Raw genomic sequence first — 20,591 nt, 5'->3', positions numbered from 1 at the left:
ACCCCGCCGGCGCTACGGCGTCGGCGTCGGCGTTGGCGGGGTCGTCGGAGTCGTCGGGGTCGCCGGCGGGGTGACGCCGCTGTAGAAGTTGAGCAGGGCGGGGTCCGTCGCAAGCACCGCGCCCGAGAAGATCAGCAGCACCGTCATCGCGACGATCCCGGCGACGAGCGGCACCCAGAACGCCAGGCGCCGCTTCATGAGCAGCCACGCGGCGATCACGGCCGAGACCGCCCAGACGGCGCCCAGGATGATCGAGCCGACGAGGATCAGCGTGCTGACGATCGGAGCGGGCGTGTAGTCGCCGAGGCTGTTCGTGGTGTGCAGCAGCTGCATGGATGCGGTGATCCCCTGCAGCCCGGTGATCGAGTACAGCATCCCGAAGAAGCCGAAGACGGTGAGCATGACGGTGAGCGTCACGTTCCAGGTGGGCACCGGCCGGGCCGTCGGGCTCGACGGACCGCCCGGACCCGGATGACCGCCTGGACCCGGACGTGGCGCGCCGCCCGGCTGCGACTCGCCGAAGCGAGGAAGCGGTGCACCTGCCGGCGCTTCCGACGTCTCGTCGCGCGGCGCCGGGCGCGAGGTGTCGAGCCGGTCGGCGTCGGCCGGCGGATGCCACACCCACCCCGGTGGGGCCAGCTCGCCGTACTTCGGCCGCGGCCGGTCGTCCGGCTGCGGTTCCTGCTCGGCCATCGCGGCCGCCTCCTCGCTGATGCTGGTGCGGGTGCTGGGTGGAGGGGCGGCGGCGCGTCGGCGACCGCCGCCCGTGACCACTACTTCCCGGAGTGACCCGCCGAGCCGAGCTGCTGGGTGGCCTCGACGACGCGGGCCGCCATGGCCGACTCGGCGACCTTGCCCCACGCGCGCGGGTCGTACAGCTTCTTGTTGCCGACCTCGCCGTCGATCTTCAGCACGCCGTCGTAGTTGCTCAGCATGTAGCCGGCGATCGAGCGGGTGAACGCGTACTGCGTGTCCGTGTCGATATTCATCTTCACGACACCGTTGCGGACGGCCTCCGCGATCTCCTCGTCCGTCGAGCCGGAGCCGCCGTGGAAGACGAGGTCGAGCGGCTTGGGGCCGTTGCCGTACTTCGCGGCGAGCCCGTCCTGGATCTCCTTGAGCAGCTCCGGACGCAGCTTGACGTTCCCCGGCTTGTACACGCCGTGCACGTTGCCGAAGGTGAGGGCGGCCATGTAGCGGCCCTTCTCGCCGAAGCCGAGCGCCTCCACGGTCTGGATGGCGTCGTCGGGCGTCGTGTACAGGTGCTCGTTGATCTCGTGGCTGACGCCGTCCTCCTCGCCGCCGACGACGCCGATCTCGACCTCGAGGATCGCGTTGATGGCCTGCGTGCGCTTCAGCATCTGCTGCGCGATCTCGAGGTTCTCGGCGAGCGGCACGGCGGAGCCGTCCCACATGTGCGACTGGAAGATTGGGTTGCGTCCGGCCTTCACCTCCTCCTCGGAGGCGGCGATGAGGGGGAGCACGAAGTCGTCGAGGGCGTTCTTGGGGCAGTGGTCGGTGTGGAGCGCCACCGTGACGGGATAGTTCTTGGCGACCTCGGTCGCGAAGCGGGCGAAGGCGAGTGCGCCGGTCGCGCGAGCCTTCACGGTCTGGCCCGCGAAGTAGTCGGCGCCGCCGGTGGTGACCTGGATGATGCCGTCGCTGCCCGCCTCGGTCAGCCCCTGCAGCACCGCGTTGATGGTCTGCGACGACGACACGTTGAACGCGGGATAGGCGAATCCGCCGGCCTTCGCTTTGTCGAGCATCTCTGCGTACTGGTCCGGCGTGGCGATGGGCATTACAGCTCCTAGGGATGTGGGTGTCGAACGCCCTCATCATACCGAGGCGCCCTCGGCGCCGACCCAGCAGGCGGCGCACAGGACCTGGCCTGTGGACGTTCGTGCAGATCCCGTCACGCTCGGGGTCCCGTGTGGAGGGCTGCTCGATACACTGACAGCGTCCGGCTGCGGCGATACGGCGCCGGCATCGACGACGACGTTCCGAATCCGTCCGGGAGGACCCATCATGACCATCAGCGACATCGCCACGAACTACCACCAGCCCGACCGGAACCTCGCGATGGAGCTGGTGCGGGCGACGGAGGCGGCGGCCATCCGGGCCACGCCGTGGATCGGGCGCGGCGACAAGAACGCGGCCGACGGCGCCGCAGTGGATGCGATGCGCAAGTTCCTCGGGACGGTCAACTTCGACGGCGTGATCGTGATCGGCGAGGGCGAGAAGGACAACGCGCCCATGCTGTTCAACGGCGAGCACGTCGGTAACGGTCGCGGGCCGTCGGTGGACATCGCGGTGGACCCGATCGACGGGACGTCGCTGACCGCGGCCGGCCGCCAGAACGCGCTGTCGGTGATCGCGGTCTCCGACCGCGGCACCATGCTGGATGCGTCGTCCGTCTTCTACATGTCGAAGATCGTGACCGGGCCGGAGGGCCGCGGGGTGGTCGACCTGTCGCAGTCGATCGGGGACAACATCCGCGAGCTGGCGAAGGCGAAGGGCAAGCCTGTGGGCGAGATCCGGGTGGCTGTGCTGGATCGGCCGCGTCACGAGGGCCTGATCGAGGAGATCCGCGCGGCGGGTGCGGGAACGCGCCTCATGCTCGACGGCGACGTGGCCGGCGGCATCAACGCGGCCCGCTACGAGTCGCGCATCGACCTCTGCGTCGGCATCGGCGGGAGCCCGGAAGGCATCACGACCGCGTGCGCGATCAAGGCGCTGGGCGGCTTCATGCAGGGGCGGCTGGCGCCGAAGGACGACGCGGAGCGGGCCGGCGGGATCGCGGCCGGCCTCGACATGGACCGGATCTACGGCGCCGACGACCTGGTGAAGGGCGACAACACCTTCTTCGTCGCGACGGGCGTCACGGACGGCGGGCTGGTGGAGGGCGTGCGCCGGAAGGGACCGATCATCCGTACCGAGTCGATCGTGCTGCGCTCCAAGTCCGGAACCGTGCGCCGGGTGCTGGCCGAGCACCTGGCCGAGAAGTGGCTGGAGCCCGACCAGCTCTGATCACGCCACGCCGGGCTCGCGCTCGGCATCGCGCTCGGTCTCGATCGCGTGAGCCCGCTCCTTCTCTTCGATCGCGAGTTTGTCGATTCCATGCAGGTCGCGCGGCTCGAGTTCGCTGACGAGTTCGAAGGCGGTCAGCTCCCGCGGCGCCTCCTCGATGCCGTCGAGCACACCGATGACCTTGGACTCGTCGAGAGCGTTGAGCTTGCGCGCCGCGGGGAACACCTGACGTTCGAACGACCCGACGAAGCCGTTGTAGTCCTTGACGGTCCGCTCGAGCGAGCGGCCCAGCTTCTCGATGTGGCCCGCCGTCGTCGAGAGGCGGCTGTACAGCGTCCGGCTGAGGTCGAACAGCTGCTTGGCCTCCTGGGTCAGCACATCCTGCTGCCAGCTGAACGCCACCGTCTTCAGCACGGACCAGAGCGTCACCGGGGAGGCGAGCGCCACGCGCTTGCCGAAGGCGAACTCCATGATCGAGGGGTCGGCCTCGAGCGCCGACGACACCAGCGATTCGCTCGGGATGAAGGCGATCACGAGTTCTGGCGACGATTCCAGCCCGGTCCAGTACGCCTTGCTGCCGAGCGCGGTGATGTGGTCGCGCACGGCCTTCACGTGCTGCTTGAGGAGGGCTTCCCGCTGGGCGCCCTCGGTCCCGGTCGCCGTCGCCGGGATCTGGCTCGCCTCCAGGTAGGCGTTGAACGGGACCTTGGCATCGAGCGCGATGTTCTTGCCGCCGGGAAGGCGCACGATCATGTCCGGCCGGCCGGCGCCCGACTCCGAGTGGATGCTCGACTGCACGTCGAAGTCGACGCGCTCCAGCAGGCCCGCGGCCTCCACGACGCTCCGCAGCTGCGTCTCGCCCCACACGCCGCGCGTGCTGTTCGAGCGCAGGGCCGACGCCAGCGACTCGGCGGTGCTGCGCAGGCGTTCCTCCGACTCCGCGGCCGACCGCAGCTGCTGAGCGAGCTGGCCGTGCTGCTGGTTGCGCTGCGTCTCGAGCTCGACGACCTTGCGCTGCATGTCGGTGAGGCTCTCGCGCACCGGAGCCAGCGCCTGGAGCACCTTGCTCTCGGCGCGCTCCCGCTCCGCGCGCTGCTCTGCTTCGGCGCGATGCCGCTCGATCGTCTCCCGGTACTGCTCCTGTGCCGCGCGCACCTGCTCCTGCAGGGCGTCGACCCGGCCGTGCGCTGCGGCCAGATCGGCGCGGATCTCCGCCTGCACCGCAGCCTCCGCCGCCCGCACCTCGGCCAGCTCGGCCTGGTGCCGTGCCGCGAGCACGGCGGGGTCGAGCTGCGGCGCCGCGTCGACCGGGGTCCGCGAGCGGATGAGCCGGGCGACGGCGAATCCCGCGCCGACAGCACCGGCGATGAGCCCGATCAGGAGGCCGAAGAGCAGCGCGAGGATGTCCATGCCCTCAGTGTGTCAGCGCCCACCGACAGTCGGCGTTCCCGCGCCGTGCGAGTCCCGGTGGTTGGCGAGGAACGGGTGCGGCGCTTGCGCGGATCACCGCTTCTCGGCGTGGGCCGGGCGGGCTCGCGCCGGGCCGCCAGCGGGCCCGCGACTGGCGAGCTCAGGCGGCGATCGGTACGCCGATGCGACCGAGGCGGGAGCCCGTGAGCGCCGCGAGATCCGCGATGGCCGCCGCCTCGTGCCTGCGTGCCGCATGGATCACGATGGCGGCGCACGCCTCGGCATCAGCGAGGGCGTCGTGGTGCTGGAATCCCTCGAATCCAGCCGCCATCGCCGCGACCGGCAGGCGGTAGGACTCCAGCGAGTACGTCCGGCGGGCGACCTGCAGGCTGCACAGGTAGCTGTACTCCGGGCAGGCGACGAAGGTGGCGGCGCACGCCGCGCGGATCACGCCCATGTCGAATCCCGCGTTGTGGGCGACCAGGTGGTCGTCCTCGGCGAACTCGACCAGATCCGCGAGCTGGTCCACCCACCCGGCTGCATCCGCCACATCCTCGGGCTGGATGCCGTGGATGCGGACATTCCACTCCTGGAAGTGATCGTGCCCGAGCGGGGGCCGGATGAACCATCCGACGCGATCGACGACCTTGCCGTCCCTGACCTTCACGAGCCCGACCGAACAGGCCGACGCGGGGGAGGAGTTGGCCGTCTCGAAGTCGATAGCGGTGAAATCCAGTGTCACGCTCGTCATGCTGGCACGCCCCACCGACGCACCCGCGCATCCGCTCCCGCGCGCCGCCCTTCCGTTCGCCGAAGTGCTCGTCGTTGCACGCTCTCCGTCCCCTCCCATCCGCCGAAGTGCTCGTTGTCGCACCCGCTCCGCCCCTCCCATCCAGCCGAAGTGCTCGTTGTTGCACCCGACACGCCGTGCGGCGCTGCAACAACGAGCACCTCGGCGAAGAAGTCGGGCGCCTGGATGCGGTGCTCGGTACCATCGGGGGCATGCGATCCCGAGACCAGCGCGACCTCCACGCGGCGTCGTTCGACCGCGCGGCCGACGTCTACGACGCAGCCCGACCGTCGTACCCGGCCGATGCCGTCAGCTGGCTGACCGAGGGAGTGGAGGGGCCCATCCTCGACCTGGGCGCAGGCACGGGAAAGCTGACGGCCGCCCTGGTGGAGCGCGGGTTCGCAGTTAGCGCGGTTGACCCGTCGCCGGAGATGCTCCGCGTTCTCCGGGGACGCCTTCCGGAGGTGGAGGCCCACGAGGGCAGCGCCGAGCGCATCCCGGCAGCAGACGGCGCGTTCGGCCTCGTGGTCGTCGCCCAGGCGTGGCACTGGGCCGATCCCGTGCGTGCCATTCCCGAGGTCGCCCGGGTGCTGCGGCCCGGCGGTCGGCTTGGACTGGTCTGGAACGAGCGGGACGAGCGCGTCGCCTGGGTGCGCGAGCTGGGCGAGCTGATGGATGCGGGCACGGCCGCTTTCGACGACGCGTCCGAACCGGAGCTCGCCCCGCCGTTCGGCCCGGTCGAACGGCACGAGACGCACTGGGTGCAGGCGCTGAACCTGGAGGGCCTCCTCGACCTCGCGCGGTCGCGCAGCTACTTCATCACGAAGGACCCGGACACTCAGGCCGCGGTCATCCAGTCGCTGCGCCGGCTCGCGCGCGAGCATCCCGACCTGGCGGGACGCGACACCTTCGAGCTTCCGTACGTCACGCGTTCCTACCGGGCGACGCGCCGACCCTGAACCCGGCTCGGCCGCACCCACCGTGGCCGCAGCCCCGCGTCCGTGGCCCGGAGCTCCCCGTCGCCGGCCCGTAGAATGGTCGACCGTGGCTCTCACTATCGGAATCGTCGGGCTGCCCAATGTGGGCAAGTCCACCCTGTTCAACGCGCTGACCAAGAACTCCGCGCTCGCCGCGAACTACCCGTTCGCGACCATCGAGCCGAATGTCGGCATGGTGAACCTGCCCGACCCGAGGCTCGACCGCCTCGCCGAGCTCTTCCACAGCGAGCGCACCGTCGCCGCTCCCGTGTCGTTCGTCGACATCGCCGGCATCGTCAAGGGTGCGAGCGAAGGGGAGGGGCTCGGCAACAAGTTCCTGGCGAACATCCGCGAGGCCGATGCGATCGCCCAGGTGGTCCGCGGCTTCAGCGACCCGGATGTGGTGCACGTCGAGGGCAAGACCGACCCGGCCGGTGACATGGAGACCATCAACACCGAGCTCATGCTAGCCGACCTGCAGACCCTCGAAAAGGCGGAGCAGCGTTACGAGAAGGAGGTCAAGGGCCGGAAGCTCGACCCGGTCGTCCTGGAAACCGCGCGCGCCGCGATCGAGTACCTCAACGCGGGGAAGCCGCTGTCGACCTCCGCGATCGATCTTGAGCCGGTCCGCGAGCTGGGCCTCCTCACCGCGAAGCCGTTCATCTACGTCTTCAACGTGGATGAGGACGTCCTGACCGACCAGTCCCGCCGCGCCGAGCTGGCGGCCCTGGTCGCACCGGCGAAGGCGGTCTTCCTCGACGCGAAGCTCGAATCGGAGCTCATCGACCTGGACGCCGCCGACGCGGCCGAGCTCCTGGCCTCCACCGGCCAGGAGGAGTCGGGCCTCGACCAGCTCGCCCGCATCGGCTTCGACACCCTCGGCCTCCAGACCTACCTGACCGCTGGCCCCAAGGAGTCGCGCGCCTGGACCATCCACAAGGGATGGAAGGCCCCGCAGGCGGCGGGCGTCATCCACACGGACTTCGAAAAGGGCTTCATCAAGGCCGAGGTCATCTCCTTCGACGACCTGATGGATGCGGGAAGCATCGCCGAGGCCCGCGCCCGCGGCAAGGCCCGCATGGAGGGCAAGGACTACGTCATGCACGACGGCGACGTGGTGGAGTTCCGCTTCAACGTGTAGGCGCAACGATCCGCGCACCTGCTCCACAGGCTCCCACCACCCCATCCCCGGTCACCAGCTGCGGCGGACGCCGGCCTTCGTCCCGGTCACCAGGCTCTGCGGCGGGACGTCGTCGGCGACGACGGCTCCGGCGGCGATGACGGAGTCGCGGCCGATCGTCACGCCGGGGAGGATGGTGGCTCCGGCGCCGATCCAGACGTTCTCCTCCACGGTGATCGGGCCGCCGGTCAGCCAGACCCGGCGGTCTTCCGTGTCGACGGGATGGCCGACGGTGATGAACGTCGCGCGGGGAGCGACCATGACGCGTTCGGCGAGGCGGATGCCGGCGTAGTCCAGGAAGGTGCAGTTCTGGTTGATGAAGACGCGCTCGGCGAGGTCCAGATTGCGCCCGTGGTCGGTGAAGAACGGCGGGTAGATCGTGACGCGGGGTGGGAGCGGGCGACCCAGGATGGCCTCGAACAGCTCTGTCTTGGCGGTCTCGTCCTCGAAGGGCAGCACGTTGAGCCGCGAAGTCAGGGCGGTGACCTCCAGCACCCGTTCGGACATGGCCTGGAACTCGGGACTGTGGATGCGCATGAGCAGGTCGGACACTCCACGATCCTCACGCGTTGCATCACCGGGAGGATGCGGACACGCCCACGCGGAGGGAGGCGGCGTCAGGCTACGGTGGATCGAGCACGCCTGACCTGGAGGAACCATGACCTACGTCGTCGATTTCGAGAACGTGTCCACCGTGGGGCTGGAGTCCTCTCCCGTCGTGGATGCGCTTGCCGGCCTGCGCGCCAATGAGGCGCGGTATTACCGCAACAAGTACGACCACGCCTTCACGGTCGGCTCGGCCGGGGAGGAGCCGGAGGCCATCGAGCGGGTCGCACGTATCCTCGAGGAGGAGCGGGGCATCGTCATCGCCTCGCCGGCGCTCGAGGCGACGGACTTCGTGGTCGACGGGGTCCGGATGACCTACGTGTTCTACGAGTCGGGCCTCTCGATCAACGTGATGTACACCCTGGCCGAGGGCGGCAAGCGGGCCGTCGGCCTCAAGCTCTCCGAAGGGATGGAGGTGCCGGACGAACTGTCGGCATTCAAGTTCGCGCGACAGAAGTCCCGGCTTGCCGGCACCATCCGCGGCTCGTTCTTCGTGATCAAGGGCGAGTACTGATCGAGGCCCGCACGAAGTCGGCGACCGTCGAGGTGACGAGGTCGCGCACCCCGGCCGCCCCCAGCGGTGACGCCTTGGGGACCTTCATCCCGTGATCCGCGCCGGGCACCTCCACGATCCGGATGCGCTCGGACCGGCCCACCTCCTTCCGTAGCGCGGCAGCGTTGCCGAAGGTGTCGCCGCCACCCTGCAGCACCAGGACGGGCACGGCCGGCGCGAGCAGCTCCTCCAGCCGCGATGCCTCCGGTCTGCCGGGAGGATGCAGCGGAAAGGCCAAGCACACCACGCCCACCGCATCCACGGACATCGCCGTGCGGGAGGCGACACGTGCTCCAGCGCTCCGCCCACCCACGATCAGCGGGAGCGGTCCGGCGAGCTCGCGCACGTGCGGGGCGGTCTCCTGCCACGCGATGTCGAGCGTCGCCGGGCGTGTGGCCACGCGCTTGCCGGCTACTCGCCACGGCTGTTCGTAGCGGATCACGGTGATCCCCTTGTCGGGTAAGCGGGACGCGATCGCCGCGAGATCGAGTGCGTCGATGCCCCCGCCGGCCCCGTGGCCCAGCCACAGGACGGCGATGGGGCGTTCCGCCGCCGCAACGGTGAGCCGACCGACGCCGACCGAGGTGGGGATTTCGAGCTGCATGAGGACGACGCTACCCGGGTCCATCCCGCCGGGGATTCGCGCGATCAAAACCGGTGGAAACCCGGCGATGGAGCGGATCCTGTGGAGAGAATGGACCGCGCCTGCGCCGATCTCATCCCCTGCGCATCTTGCTTCCGGCGCTTACCGGGCGGACGATGGAAGTGGCGAGACGGGGCGCCACGGCGGATGGGGTTGGTCAGGATGGGCGCAGAGGCACGGGTGTGCAGAGAATGCGGAGGTCCGGTCGCGGCTGAGCGACGACTGGTACCGACGTCGAGCGGATCATGGGCGGTGGTGAAGCTTCCGCCAGGCTGCCGGAACCCGCTGTGCCGCCTCTTGTCGACGCGACTGTCGTCGACCTCGCGACGCACCGTTCCTCCAGGAGGCGCCGCCCGGGTCGCCTGACCTCAGCCGTTCGCAGCGGCCGCGCCCGACCGTGGTGGTCGCGCACCGGCCTCCCACAGGCGCGTCACTCCGCCGTCGCCGATTCCGCCGCGCCCCGGCTCCCCGGGCGCACGAACACCAGCAACGCCAGGTGCACCACCGACAACACCGTCGCGACCGCGACCGCGGCCAGCCAGCTCCCACCGGTCGTGCCGCCGCTGAACAGGAGTCCGAGCACCGTCGTCGCGACGATCGCGCCGACGTAGCGTGAGGTCTGGAAGATTCCGGCCGCGACACCCCTGTCCTCCGGCCGGGCGGCGGAGTACAGCGCCTGATTCATCCCGATGCTGACCACGCAGTAGGGGATGCCCAGCGCGGCCGTCAGCAGCAGCACGACCCAGGGCGCTGTCGTCGCGGCGGCGACGGCCAGCAGCGCGGCGCCGGCGACCAGTGCAATGGCGCCGGTGATCAGGGTGGGCCGGAGCCCGGCCGACTCGATCGCGCGCGCGGCGATGGGCGTGATCACGATCGTCACGGCGGCGAGCGGGAACATGAGCAGCCCGGCGATGCCGGCGCTGTAGCCGGCGTGCGTCTGCAGGTACTGCGGGAGCCCGAAGAACGCCGAGTAGTAGACCATGCTGAAGATCGCAAAGGCCAGGTAGACGTTGAGCAGCCGGCGATTCGCCGCGAGCAGCCGCAGATCGAGGAACGGATGCGCGCTGCGAAGCTCGCGCCAGACGAACAGCACGCCAGCGACGACGCACACGGGCAGCAGCCACCACAACGGCTGCGGGTGAAGGTCGAGGAGGAACACCAGGAGCGAGGTCAGCGTGGCGACGAACAGAAGGATGCCCGGGATGTCGGATTCGGCGAGGGTCTGCCCCAGCGGCGTCCGTGTCCGCTCCTCGTCGCGCGGCGCGAACATCCACACGCCGGCGAAGGCGATCAGCGCGAGCGGAACGTTGATCCAGAAGATGGACTGCCACCCGAGGAAGGTGATGAGCGTCCCGCCGAGGACGGGCCCGATCGCCGCGCCCGAAGTATTCGCGATCTGGATGCGGCCGAGCAGCCGCGGAGTGCCGAGGCCGGAAGCGGCGGCCAGCGGTCGCAGCATCGCGATGGCCGACGGGAACGCGGAGGCGGTGCCGATCGCGAGCGCCACCCGGCCGACGCACACGGCGGCGAAGGATCCGGCGAACGGCGTGAGCGCGCAGGCGAGCACGACGACGACCATCCCGAAGAGGAACAGCCGACGGGGACCGAAGCGATCGCCGAGGCGGCCCATCAGCGGCTGGCCGGCCGCCGATGCGAGGTAGAAGGAGGTGATCACCCACGTGACGGCGGTCACATCCACACCGAAGTCGCGTTGCAGGGGCACCAGCGCGACGGCGATCATCGACGAGTTGAGCGGATTGAGGAGCGTACCGAGGCTGAGCGCCGCCACCGCCGCACCCGTGCGGGCGGGTGGACGGGAGGCGTCGCCGGAAGGTGTCACCCGATCGAGGCTACCCGTCGGCCGGACCCCTCAGCGCCCAGGCATCGCACGCACCGGGCTCACTCGTCCAGGTCCTCCGTGGTGACGGGGATGGTCGATCGATACGGATACGCCGGCATCGACGAGTACTCCTCCTCGTCGGCCAGTTCGTACACGTCGTAGGCGAGGGCGCCGGCGAAGGTGGTCGCGACGCGGATCTCGCCCGGTGGGCATCCGCCGATCAGGGGCACGACCACGACGCTGTCGAGGGTCCGGCCATCCTCGTAGAGAAGGGCCGCTTTGATGGTTCGCGTGAGAGCGTCCATGACGGGACTTTATGCCGCTCCGCGCGGCTGCGACTTGACGGCGCGCGGTCGTTTCGGGAAAGTGATCACAGGGAGGGACGTCCGTGGGAACGCTGATCTATGACGGGGCCGACGGCTTCAACTTCGATGACCGTGTGCTCGCGCACCTCCAGGCGGTGATCCAGACCAAGCTGCGGCGCCGGGAGGGGTTCCTCCTGATCTGGACGGATCGCACGGCCGGGTCCGAGGGCACGCTGCGGTCGATCTGGATCGACGCCTCCATCTCGATGCAGTTCGTGTTCACGCGGCCTACGCTTCCGGAGCTCAATCGCGAATGGCTGACCCTGCTGAGCGAGCGGGCCAACAGCAACTTCGGGCTGGTCCTCGAGGACGAGCTCCGGGCGGAGATCCGCGGGGAAGTGCCGCCGGGAAGCTACCTCGCCAGCAAGGCGAAGAACGTCAAGCGGGCGGAGGGCGCGTGAAGTGGGCCGATTCATCTACGGGTTTGCGGCGCAGGAGTTCGAGTTCGACGACCGCACGCTCTCGCACGTCAAGATCGCGATCGTCACGAAGCTGCGACGGCACGAGAGCTTCCTGCTGAACTGGGAGATCCCGGCGGAGTCCGGAGGCGGCCGGATCAGTCTCTGGATCAGCCGCGAGATCCCCATGGCGTTCCTCTTCGACGGGAGCCGGCCTCCCAAGCTCAACGAGCAGTGGATGGAGGTGCTCCTCCGGTCGAGCCAGCGCACGGGCGGCATGGTGGTGGTTTCCGAGGAGGAGGCGCAGGCGCTCGCCGAACTGCGCGAGCCGCACTGACGGGCTGAGTGGGCGCTCAGGGGATCAGCGCGAGCTTGCCGCCCGGGTGGCCCTCCTTGAGGAACGCGAGGGCCTCGGGGGCGTCGGCGAGCGGATACGTCCGCGCCACGGGGACCTGCAGCCGGCCGCTCCCGGCGAGCTCGAGCAGCTCGGCGCGGTGCGCATCCCGGAAGGCCTGGCTCTCGGGCTGGGCTCCGAACACCGCGTGGAAGCCTTCCTCCTCGGCGCGCTTCGCCGCGACGATCGTGACGATCCGCACCCGGTCGGGCACGAGCTGCAGCGAGACGTCCACTGCCTCGTCGGTGCCGACCGTGTCGAGCGCCGCGGCGATCCGGCCCTGAGCCGCTTCCGCCACCCGCTCGGCGAGGCCGGGGCCGTACTCCACCGGGAGCCCGCCGAAGCGCCGCACCCGCGCGAAGCTCGGCTCGCTCGCCGTCCCGATCACCCGGGCGCCGATCTCGGACGCCTGCTGCAGGATGCTCACTCCCACCGCCCCGGACGCTCCGTGCACCAGGATGGTCTCCCCGGCCCGGACATCCGTGACGTGGAGCATCTGCGCTGCGGTCGTGCCCACAAGCAGCAGGTTGGCCGCTTCCTCGTCGGAGAGTCGCGCCGGCTTCGCGAAGACGTCCTTGGCGGGCACCGTCACTTCGGTGGCGTAGCCGCCGTGGATGCGGAACGCGACCACCGCGTCACCGATCGCCCCGCCGCCGGACGCGATCGCGGTGTCCGGTCCGATCGCGGAGAGCACTCCGGCGACCTCGTAGCCGATGGGCACCGGAAGCTGGATGCCCGTGCGCGGCGCCGAGACATGCTTGTAGTCGGCCGGGTTCACGCCCGCCGCTCCCACCCGGATGGTGACCTCGCCCTGACGTGGTTCGGGAACCTCGACCTCGGCGAACTCCCACGTCTCCGGTCCGCCCCACTGGGTCGCTCTCCACTGCTTCGCACTCGATCGCCCTGCCATGGCTGCAGTCAACTCCCGCTCTCTGGATGCGCGCTCAGGACGCGGCCACCCGGTCGGCCGCACGCCCGCTGTGGCGCACCCGGCGGGAGCGCGCCGGCGCAAGGCGCAGCATCTGTGCCGTGGAGCTGTCGTCGAGCTCGACCAGGTCGTTCCGCGACTTGATGAAGTCGCTGAACGACCGGTAGCCGAGAGCCTTCTCGCTGAAGGACGGGTCCATCCGCTTCATCTGGCTCTTCACCGTCGAGCTGTGCAGCCACGCGGAGTCGTCCTTCTCGTGGCCCAGCTGCATCGCCCGCGCCAGCAGCCGGGTGGCCACGTGCTGCGGGTCCTCCGTCGGCTCCTCGCCGTCGCCCGCCTCCGGCGAGACAGTGGCGGCGGGGGCGCGCCTCCTGCCGCCGCGCTTCGGCCGCTGCTCGGGCTCGCCCGCGGCTTCCGTCCCGGCGGCTGCCGCCGCATCCCCCTCTGCCGCATCCAGAGCCGGCCCGCCTGCTGCCGTCGCCGTCGTGCCGGCTTCGCCCGCGGTCGCCGGCAGCGCCTCCACCTCGGCTTCCTCCGTCTCGGCGGCTTCGTCGCGCGCGACGCCCGGCAGGTCGTCGTAGCTGACGAACTCGTCGCAGGCGGCCGCCAGCGACTTGGCGGTGGAACCGGCCACGCCGATCCCGATCACGTAGCGGCCGAGCCGTTTCACCCGCTGGGCCAGCGGGATGTAGTCCGAATCGCCTGCGACGATCACGACGTGGGTGAGCTCCGGCAGGCGGAACAGGTCTTCGACCGCATCCACGGCGAGCCGGATGTCGGCGCCGTTCTTCGCGTACGCGGCCGCGGGGAACAGCTGCACCAGGTCGACCGCGCGGCCGACCAGCTGGCCCCGGTATTCGGCGTTCACGGCGGACGACCAGTCGGCGTACGCCCGGGTCAGCACCAGCGTGCCGAACGACGAGGAGAAGTCGATGACGGCACCGAGGTCGACCCGGGCCTCGGCGAGTTTCTCGGCGAACCCTGCCTTCGGCGCGGTGGCGCTCGACTTCGGCCGGTCGCGCATGTACGAGCCGCGGCCGTGCACCTGGTCGTAGCGCGAGATGATGATGTTGTCGAAGTCTATGTAGACGGCAACGCGGCCGTCTCCGGGTTCACTCATGCTGCAACGATATCCCGGGCCCGAAGCCGAGAGTTCCGGACTTTTTCGACCGAATCGCGCTGTTCTGCTCGAAAAAGTCCGGAACTGTTGGCTGGGCAACCCGTCAGCGAGCTGTGCCGCCCGCTACCTTCACGGTGAGCGACTGCACCGTGTCCCAGATCAGGTCGGTTCCTTGGGCTTGGTAGTCGATGGTGTGCTGGCCGCGGGGCAATGTCACCGGCGACGAATACGTCGCCCAGGTGCCACCGTCGATGCGGTACTGAACCTTGGCGGTGTTCTGACCCGCAGTGAGGGTCAGGGTCGCACCGATTCCGTAGGTTCGTGCATCGGGGTCTTGTCCGGTGCCGCGACCGTTGGAGTTGCTCACCGAGGCGGTGGGATGGGTTCCGTTGAACGTCAGCGCCGGCACACTTTCCAACGTCGGGACGATCGGCTTGATCGTTCCGTCGGCGTTGAAAGTGACCTTGTCGATGGTGGTTTCGCGGTGCTGGCCGTCGCCGCCGGGGATGGCGAAGCGGTGATAGGCCATGTACCAGTCATCGGTGCCGGGGACCTGGATCATCGACTCGTGACCAGTGGCATAGATGCCCAGCGTCGGATCCTGCTGCAAGATCACGCCCTTGTAGGTGAAAGGGCCCATTGGGCTGGTGCCCATGGCGTATTGCACGTTGTAGTCGGCGTTCCCGGTGTCGCCGTTGGAGTACGACAGGTAGTAGATGCCGTTGCGCTTGACCATGAACGAGCCCTCGGTGAAGTTCGTCAGCTGGCTCGTCAGCTTCACCACCTTGCTGGAGTCGTACGACTCCATGTCGGCGTTCAGCGGCACGACGTAGGCGTTCCCGTTTCCCCAATACAGATAGCTCGTGCCGTCGCTGTCGGTGAAGACGTCGGGGTCGATCATCTGCCCGGAGTACGCACCCTTGGCCACCAATGGGCTGCCCTTGTCAGTGAAGGGGCCGGTCGGCGAGCTGGAGGTCGCCACGCCGATGCTTTGCGCGTCGCAGTAGTAGAAGTAATAGGTGCCGTTCTTGTAGGCGATGGTCGGCGCCCATGCGTTCGTGTGGCCCCACGAAACGTCGGCCAGGTCGAGGATCTTGCCGCCGTCGGTCCAGTTCACCAGGTCCTTCGACGTGTAGACCTCGAATGTCGTGCTGCCCCAGCCGGGGAAGCCGTCCGTGGTGCCGTACATGTAGTAGGTGTCGCCGAACCGGGCGATGTTCGGGTCGGCGAACAGCGGGATCAGCGGGGAGTTCATCACGTGCGCCGCCACCGTCCACGTGCGAGTGGCTCCGGCGGCGCTGGTCACGGTGATCCGGCGCGGGCTCGAGTAGTCCTGCGGTCCGGTCTCGGACAGCGTGGAGCCTGTCGGCACGGTCAGCTTCGGATCGAACGAGGTCACGTCGGTACCCGGCTTGACCGGCAACGCCACCAGGTTGGCACCCCCCGTGATGACCGGCGTGGACTTCAACTGCGACGACGTCGACCCCAGGATCAGGGTGGGGTCGGCCAGAGCGGCCACCTCGCCGGCGGCCAGGGCCCGGTTGTAGATGCGGAAGTTCTTCACCTGACCCGACAGCAGGTGGTCGCTGTTGTACACCGACTTGCCGATGTAGTTCGCAGTAGTCGTTCCGGATCCGATGTCGCCGGGAGCGATGGTCACACCGGTCTTCTGAGCGACCTGCACTCCGTTCAGGTACAGCCTCGCCGTCCCGCCCGTGAGGGTGTAGGCGATACTGTTCCACCCGGCCCGTGACAATGGCGCAGTATTGCCGACGGTCTGTTCGGTGGTCCAGTTTCCGCCCCCGATCGAGGTGCGGTAGTTGTCGCCGGTGGTGAAGAGATAGCCATTGCCGGTGCCCGAGGCATCGGTGTTGCCCATGCCCCAGATGAAGTACGGCGTCTGCTGGCCCGAGTTGAGGTAGACGTCGCTGGATACGGTGATCGAGTCCAGCCCGGCCATCACGTTGTTCGGCATCTTGACGTAGGTGGAGCTGCCATCCAGGGCAAGCGACGTACCGGTCCACGTGCCGTTGCCGACCAGGCTAGCGTCGTGACCGTTGCCGCTGGCATCGCTCACGGCGGTGCCGCTGGTCTGCGTCATGGGGTAGTCCAGGATCTCACCGTCGGCGTTCGCGGTGGCCGGGGCGGGATCGTTGTTCAGGGCGTTGAGCGCCTGCATCTCCGCGGCTGTGACCGGCAGCACCGAGCCATGTCGAGGGTCGGCGGGGAGCTTGTAGGACGCTGGAACGGTCCAGTTCGGGTTGTCCAGATCGTTGGTGCCCAAGGGGGCGTATCCGGTGCCGGAGTACTGATCGACGAACAGGTAGTACTTGTAGCCGGAGGTGTCACCGGGGTTGGCTCTGAACGCGGTGGGACCTTCCACCGCGCCGAGGCCGGCCTTGGCTCCGATGCAGTTGGCTTGCGGGGTCCAGGCCGGAGAGGTGGCCTGGTCCGGATGCGGATCGTTGCGGACTGCCAGCAGGTTGGTGTTCTTCTCCTGCAGAATATCCGCGCAGCCGGTGACGTGTCCCTCGTCCTTGGTGAACCGGTAGAAATTGCCGTTGTCCTGCAGCACGGTCGTGTCGATCACGGAGGAACCCGGGTCATCCCACAACTGCGGGGCGCTCACGGTCCAGAAGTCACGCGTGTAGGACACATAAGTGCGGTGGTACGTGTTGCCGTCGAGCGTGGTGTTCGCGGCCCAATAGATCATGTACTCGCCCAGGCTCGGAACCCAGGTCGCCTCCGGGGCCCACGCGTCACCGGCCCCGGCCGGGCCGACGTAGATGTGCCGCTGTGCCGACCAGTGCACCAGGTCGTCCGATTCGTAGACCTCCAGGTAGAGACTGCCCCTGCTCGACGCATCGCCCCAGCTCGTGCCGCTGCCGATGGACAGGTCGGTCGCCAGAGCGTAGAAGTGGTCGCCGTCGGCGGACCGCATGAGGAAGGGATCCCGCAGGCCCTTGGTGTCCATCGTCGAGGTCAGCATCGGCTTGCCGCCATTCAGCGTCCGCCACGACAAGGCGTTGTTGCCTTTGGACTGCGCGAAATAGATGTTCTCGCCTGCGGTGGTGTTGCCAGCGAAGTAGGCGAACATGTACCCCGTGTCGGCCGCCGGAGCCGGCAGGGGCGCGACGGTGGCGGTGATCACGTGCGTGGCCGTCACGCCGGAGACGGTCGCGGAGGCGGTCAGCTGCACCGACTTCGTGGCGGAACCGGCGGCGGGCCGGTTCACCACACCGGTGGAGTTGATGGTGGACGGGTCGGAACTGGACCAGGCGATCGTCGCCCCGTACTCGCCTGTGGCCGGCAGCGTCAGGTAGCCGCGAACATTGTCGATGTTGTGGACGACCACGTCGTTGGCGGCGGCCTGTGCGCGCTGCTGCGCGGGCAGCTGCGCGGGCACGGTGACGGTGAAAGCCTTCGTCTCGACGGCCGAGCCGGAGGTGAGGCTCGCGGTGAGGGTGGCTGTCTGGTCATCCCCGCCGCGCGTGACCGCGCCGGAATTGGAGATCACGGCCGGGTTGCTCGATGACCACGTGATCTTCGAGCCCCACGTACCGGTCGCCGGCAATTTCAGGTCGGACGTGACGGCAGACGTGTCGCCAAGGCTGAGGTCGGCTGCATCGTTGTCGATCCGCTGCTGGTCCGACGGGGCCAGAGAGGACACCTCGGATGCAGTCAGAGCCCTGTTGTAGACGCGGAAGTCTTTGAGGGAGCCGCTCAGAAGATTGTCGGCGGCGTAGTCGGACTTGCCGAGGAAGTCCTGCGTGGTCGAACCTCCGCCAACCTCGCTCGGGAGGACCGAAACGCTGGTGTTCTGGGCGACCTGTACGCCGTCCTCATACAACGTTCCGGTGGTGCCGGTCTGGGTGTAAGTGATGGTTTTCCACACGCCGCGGACGATGTTGGAGCCCTTGCTGGTGATGTTCTCACCGCTCCAATTGGTGCGAGTGATGCCAGCGCGCTCCGCGTCCCCCGAGGCGAACAGATAACCCGTACCGGAGTTGCTGGCGGCCGGATTGCCCAAACCCCAGATGAAGTACGGCGCTTTCTGCGCAGGGGACACCAGGACCTGCGTGGACACCGTGATAGCGGACAGCCCCGCCATGAGGTTGTTCGGCAATTTCACATACGCCGATGAGCCGTCCAACGCCAGACCGTCGGCACCGGCCCACGTTCCTGCTCCGACCAAGGTGCCGTTGTTACCGCTCCCAGACGCGTCGGTGATGGTGGTGCCGTTGGATTGCGTCAGGTCGTACTTCAGGATCAAACCCGAGGTGACGTCGGCATGGGCTGCAGGTGCCACGCCCAGAATCATGGCCACCGTGGCCGCCACGGAGAGAATCGCGGAAAGAACGGTCCGCGAAGGAATGCGATCAGCAGTCGACGTCATTGTCGTATCTTTCGGTCAGGAGGGCGGGGGAACTTCAACAACGCTTTATGGCGAAGGCGCGTAGTGAAGATGTTAGCGCTCACATCAAACTTGTCAAGGTCCGACGTTCGCACAGGTGACGGGCGGCTGAGCTTCGGCTCCCTCCTCGGGCAACTCTGTGCGAAACGCTCGCTCTACGCACATCCAAAGTCTGCTTGGACGAGCCCGTGGAGCGTTCATCGGTTGATCTGCGGGCTCCGTGTGGGAGTTCACGGCTCTCGGGACGGCGGTTCGGTCGGAGGATCCGCTGCTCGTTCCGTTCCCGGCGCAGAAGGGCCAGGGCTGGTCCACGAACCTCAGCGCGGAGGATTCCGCCTCCGCCATCTTCAGTGGTTTCATGCCCCATGAGATCCTGCTCGGCCTGTCGGTGTCGACCAAGCACGAGGACTACGAGGTGCGCACCCAGCGAACCAGCTGGGTGAACGGAGAAGTCTCCGGTCTGACGGAGCTGGTCCAGGCCGCGCGACACGAATCCCGGTCGCGGCTCGAAAAGCGTGCGACACAGGCGGCAGGCGCGCAGCTCGTCGTCACCGACATGGAGCCGAGAGAGTTCGACACTCCGTGCAATCAGGAGAAGGACCTGTACGCCGAGTCCGTCGTGGTCGGCACGACGCTCGTTCCCGTTCCGCGGTACAGCCGCCGGGCCGAGCGGGGGCGGCCGGCCGGCCGCTGACGCGGGGGTCGTCGCATCCCATCGGCGTGGGCGGGACGATCGATGGGACCCGACACGCCGTCCCATCGAAACGAAGACGGCGTGTCGCGTCCCATGGATGCTGCCGGGAGTCCCTCTGACAGAGTCAGCGCGAGGCGAACATCCCGCTGGGTCCATCGACCCGCCAAGCAAGTAGTCTGGGCCGCGCACCAGGAAGGAGGCAGCTGTGAGCAACGGAGTGGGGCGCGTGACCATCGCCGGACTGGCCGACCGGCTGGGGCTGTCGAAGGCGTCCGTCTCATATGCGCTCAACGGGCTGCCGGGGGTGAGCGACGAGACGCGCGAGCGGGTGCTGGCGCTCGCCGAGGAGCTGGGATGGCATCCCAGCTCGTCCGCTCGCGCCCTGTCGCGGGCGCGATCGGACACGATCGGCATCGTCCTGCGCCGCGACCCGGGTCTGCTGGGCGCGGAGCCGTACTACATGAGCCTCCTCGCGGGCGTCGAGAGCGAGCTGTCGGAGACCGGCCAATCGCTGCTCCTGCGGATGGTCGGAGCGGACACCGGCCAGGAGGTCGCCACCTACCGCCGCTGGAGCGCCGAGGCCCGAGTGGATGGGGTGATGCTGTTCGACATCACCTTCGACGACCCGCGTCCCCGGCTGCTCGAGGAGCTCGGCCTGGCGTTCGTGCTGCACGGAAACCGGGAGGAGGTGGCGCCGGGCAAGGTGCTGCTCTACGACGCTCGCGCCGACGCCGGCCTGCTCGTAGCGCACCTGGCGTCGCTCGGCCACCGGCGGGCGCTGCACATCGCCGGTCCCGCAGAGTTCGAGCACGAGAAGGACCGCCGCGACGCCGCCGAGTCCTGGGGTCGCGCGAACGGGATGGAGTTCGTCTTCTCGCCCTCCGACTACTCGATGGAGGCGGGGGAGCGGATCGCGACCGAGCTGGTCCGCGACGACCCGACGATCACGGCCGTGATCACCTCGAACGATCTGCTCGCGCTCGGCGCGCAGACGGCGCTGAACCGCGGCGGCCGGGAGGATGTCGCGATCGTCAGCTGGGACGACTCCCTGCTCTGCCGCCTCGGGACCCGCCCGATCTCGGCACTCGACCGCTACCCCGAGGAGCAGGGCAGGCGCTCCACCCGCCTCCTGCTCGACCAGCTGGCAGGCCGACCCGACGCCGACCGGCGCGCACGCCCCAGCCGCCTCATCCCGCGCGGCACCAGCCCTGTCTCTTATACACATCTCCGAGCCCACGAGACACTCGCCAAT

The 20,591-nt window shown here is 68.8% G+C and carries 19 protein-coding genes; 8 read left to right on the top strand and 11 right to left on the bottom strand.

Features of this window, described 5'->3' with window-relative positions; genetic code table 11:
* Window positions 1-12: 12 nt before the first annotated feature.
* Both ACPYOG_RS10615 and fbaA read right to left on the bottom strand, forming a co-directional pair.
* The gene (locus tag ACPYOG_RS10615) at window positions 13-693 is read right to left on the bottom strand and encodes a DUF6264 family protein (RefSeq protein ID WP_481294194.1); all 681 of its coding nucleotides are present in this window, start codon (window positions 691-693) and stop codon (window positions 13-15) included.
* A gap of 80 nt (window positions 694-773) precedes the next feature.
* Entirely contained in the window at window positions 774-1,799 is a 1,026-nt protein-coding gene (fbaA, locus tag ACPYOG_RS10610) for a class II fructose-bisphosphate aldolase (RefSeq protein WP_481294193.1), read from the bottom strand.
* 226 nt (window positions 1,800-2,025) lie between these two features.
* Here fbaA and glpX point away from each other — a divergent pair, with 226 nt between their 5' ends.
* Entirely contained in the window at window positions 2,026-3,027 is a 1,002-nt protein-coding gene (gene glpX, locus ACPYOG_RS10605) for a class II fructose-bisphosphatase (RefSeq protein ID WP_481294192.1), read from the top strand.
* On the opposite strand, the gene ACPYOG_RS10600 is transcribed toward glpX, so the two are convergent.
* Window positions 3,028-4,437 (bottom strand): DNA recombination protein RmuC, encoded by a 1,410-nt coding sequence (locus ACPYOG_RS10600; RefSeq protein ID WP_481294191.1) that lies wholly within the window; start codon window positions 4,435-4,437, stop codon window positions 3,028-3,030.
* Between the two features lie 160 nt (window positions 4,438-4,597).
* Window positions 4,598-5,179, bottom strand: coding sequence for a 3'-5' exonuclease (locus ACPYOG_RS10595; RefSeq protein ID WP_481294190.1), 582 nt, complete (start codon window positions 5,177-5,179; stop codon window positions 4,598-4,600).
* Between the two features lie 260 nt (window positions 5,180-5,439).
* Between ACPYOG_RS10595 and ACPYOG_RS10590 the strand changes: the two genes are divergently transcribed.
* Window positions 5,440-6,186: a class I SAM-dependent methyltransferase gene (locus ACPYOG_RS10590; RefSeq protein WP_481294189.1), complete on the top strand. Its 747-nt coding sequence runs from the start codon at window positions 5,440-5,442 to the stop codon at window positions 6,184-6,186.
* An 85-nt stretch (window positions 6,187-6,271) separates the two neighbouring features.
* A complete protein-coding gene (gene ychF / locus ACPYOG_RS10585; RefSeq protein WP_481294188.1) occupies window positions 6,272-7,345 on the top strand; it encodes a redox-regulated ATPase YchF in 1,074 nt (357 codons plus the stop codon).
* Window positions 7,346-7,396: 51 nt separating this feature from the next.
* Here the strand turns inward: ychF and ACPYOG_RS10580 are convergent, their stop codons facing one another.
* Entirely contained in the window at window positions 7,397-7,936 is a 540-nt protein-coding gene (locus ACPYOG_RS10580; protein ID WP_481294187.1) for a sugar O-acetyltransferase, read from the bottom strand.
* Window positions 7,937-8,042: 106 nt separating this feature from the next.
* On the opposite strand from ACPYOG_RS10580, the gene ACPYOG_RS10575 reads away from it, so the two are divergent.
* Window positions 8,043-8,504 (top strand): phage tail protein, encoded by a 462-nt coding sequence (locus ACPYOG_RS10575; RefSeq protein ID WP_481294186.1) that lies wholly within the window; start codon window positions 8,043-8,045, stop codon window positions 8,502-8,504.
* Here ACPYOG_RS10575 and ACPYOG_RS10570 read toward each other — a convergent pair.
* From ACPYOG_RS10570 to ACPYOG_RS10560, 3 genes are all read right to left on the bottom strand, one after another.
* Entirely contained in the window at window positions 8,488-9,147 is a 660-nt protein-coding gene (locus tag ACPYOG_RS10570) for an alpha/beta hydrolase family protein (protein ID WP_481294185.1), read from the bottom strand. The genes ACPYOG_RS10575 and ACPYOG_RS10570 overlap by 17 nt on opposite strands.
* Before the next feature lie 469 nt (window positions 9,148-9,616).
* Window positions 9,617-11,026 carry an MFS transporter gene (locus ACPYOG_RS10565; RefSeq protein WP_481294184.1) on the bottom strand — a complete coding sequence of 470 codons (1,410 nt, stop codon included), beginning with the start codon at window positions 11,024-11,026 and terminating at the stop codon, window positions 9,617-9,619.
* 59 nt (window positions 11,027-11,085) lie between these two features.
* Window positions 11,086-11,331: a hypothetical protein gene (locus ACPYOG_RS10560; protein WP_090037602.1), complete on the bottom strand. Its 246-nt coding sequence runs from the start codon at window positions 11,329-11,331 to the stop codon at window positions 11,086-11,088.
* An 83-nt stretch (window positions 11,332-11,414) separates the two neighbouring features.
* On the opposite strand from ACPYOG_RS10560, the gene ACPYOG_RS10555 reads away from it, so the two are divergent.
* Together ACPYOG_RS10555 and ACPYOG_RS10550 are read left to right on the top strand one after the other, a co-directional pair.
* Window positions 11,415-11,792 (top strand): DUF7882 family protein, encoded by a 378-nt coding sequence (locus tag ACPYOG_RS10555; protein ID WP_481294183.1) that lies wholly within the window; start codon window positions 11,415-11,417, stop codon window positions 11,790-11,792.
* 1 nt (window position 11,793) lies between these two features.
* On the top strand, window positions 11,794-12,126 hold the full coding sequence (locus ACPYOG_RS10550) for a DUF7882 family protein (protein WP_481294182.1): 333 nt from the start codon (window positions 11,794-11,796) through the stop codon (window positions 12,124-12,126).
* A gap of 16 nt (window positions 12,127-12,142) precedes the next feature.
* Here ACPYOG_RS10550 and ACPYOG_RS10545 read toward each other — a convergent pair whose 3' ends face one another.
* The 3 genes from ACPYOG_RS10545 to ACPYOG_RS10535 form a co-directional block, all read right to left on the bottom strand.
* Window positions 12,143-13,093: an NADP-dependent oxidoreductase gene (locus ACPYOG_RS10545; RefSeq protein ID WP_481294181.1), complete on the bottom strand. Its 951-nt coding sequence runs from the start codon at window positions 13,091-13,093 to the stop codon at window positions 12,143-12,145.
* Window positions 13,094-13,127: 34 nt separating this feature from the next.
* Window positions 13,128-14,231 carry an NYN domain-containing protein gene (locus ACPYOG_RS10540; protein ID WP_481294180.1) on the bottom strand — a complete coding sequence of 368 codons (1,104 nt, stop codon included), beginning with the start codon at window positions 14,229-14,231 and terminating at the stop codon, window positions 13,128-13,130.
* A gap of 103 nt (window positions 14,232-14,334) precedes the next feature.
* Window positions 14,335-18,540, bottom strand: coding sequence for a family 43 glycosylhydrolase (locus ACPYOG_RS10535; RefSeq protein ID WP_481294179.1), 4,206 nt, complete (start codon window positions 18,538-18,540; stop codon window positions 14,335-14,337).
* A gap of 325 nt (window positions 18,541-18,865) precedes the next feature.
* Here ACPYOG_RS10535 and ACPYOG_RS10530 point away from each other — a divergent pair, with 325 nt between their 5' ends.
* Complete coding sequence (locus tag ACPYOG_RS10530; protein ID WP_481294178.1) at window positions 18,866-19,339, top strand: hypothetical protein; 474 nt, start codon at window positions 18,866-18,868, stop codon at window positions 19,337-19,339.
* Window positions 19,340-19,544: 205 nt separating this feature from the next.
* Window positions 19,545-20,591, top strand: a 1,047-nt coding sequence (locus ACPYOG_RS10525; protein WP_481294177.1) for a LacI family DNA-binding transcriptional regulator, incomplete at its 3' end; no start/stop codon positions are given.

Source organism: Leifsonia sp. HAY1-4F, from assembly GCF_056755275.1.
The sequence above is the reverse complement of the archived record's forward strand: the minus strand, read 5'-3'. Positions and strand labels throughout refer to the sequence as shown.

What these genes read in the sequence shown, in the direction of transcription:
- ACPYOG_RS10545 (WP_481294181.1), bottom strand. Translation starts at nt 13,093, where the DNA reads ATGGCAGGGCGATCGAGTGCGAAGCAGTGGAGAGCGACCCAGTGGGGC.
- ACPYOG_RS10615 (WP_481294194.1), bottom strand. Translation starts at nt 693, where the DNA reads ATGGCCGAGCAGGAACCGCAGCCGGACGACCGGCCGCGGCCGAAGTAC.
- glpX (WP_481294192.1), top strand. Translation starts at nt 2,026, where the DNA reads ATGACCATCAGCGACATCGCCACGAACTACCACCAGCCCGACCGGAAC.
- ACPYOG_RS10540 (WP_481294180.1), bottom strand. Translation starts at nt 14,231, where the DNA reads ATGAGTGAACCCGGAGACGGCCGCGTTGCCGTCTACATAGACTTCGAC.
- fbaA (WP_481294193.1), bottom strand. Translation starts at nt 1,799, where the DNA reads ATGCCCATCGCCACGCCGGACCAGTACGCAGAGATGCTCGACAAAGCG.
- ACPYOG_RS10600 (WP_481294191.1), bottom strand. Translation starts at nt 4,437, where the DNA reads ATGGACATCCTCGCGCTGCTCTTCGGCCTCCTGATCGGGCTCATCGCC.
- ACPYOG_RS10575 (WP_481294186.1), top strand. Translation starts at nt 8,043, where the DNA reads ATGACCTACGTCGTCGATTTCGAGAACGTGTCCACCGTGGGGCTGGAG.
- ACPYOG_RS10560 (WP_090037602.1), bottom strand. Translation starts at nt 11,331, where the DNA reads ATGGACGCTCTCACGCGAACCATCAAAGCGGCCCTTCTCTACGAGGAT.
- ACPYOG_RS10590 (WP_481294189.1), top strand. Translation starts at nt 5,440, where the DNA reads ATGCGATCCCGAGACCAGCGCGACCTCCACGCGGCGTCGTTCGACCGC.
- ACPYOG_RS10570 (WP_481294185.1), bottom strand. Translation starts at nt 9,147, where the DNA reads ATGCAGCTCGAAATCCCCACCTCGGTCGGCGTCGGTCGGCTCACCGTT.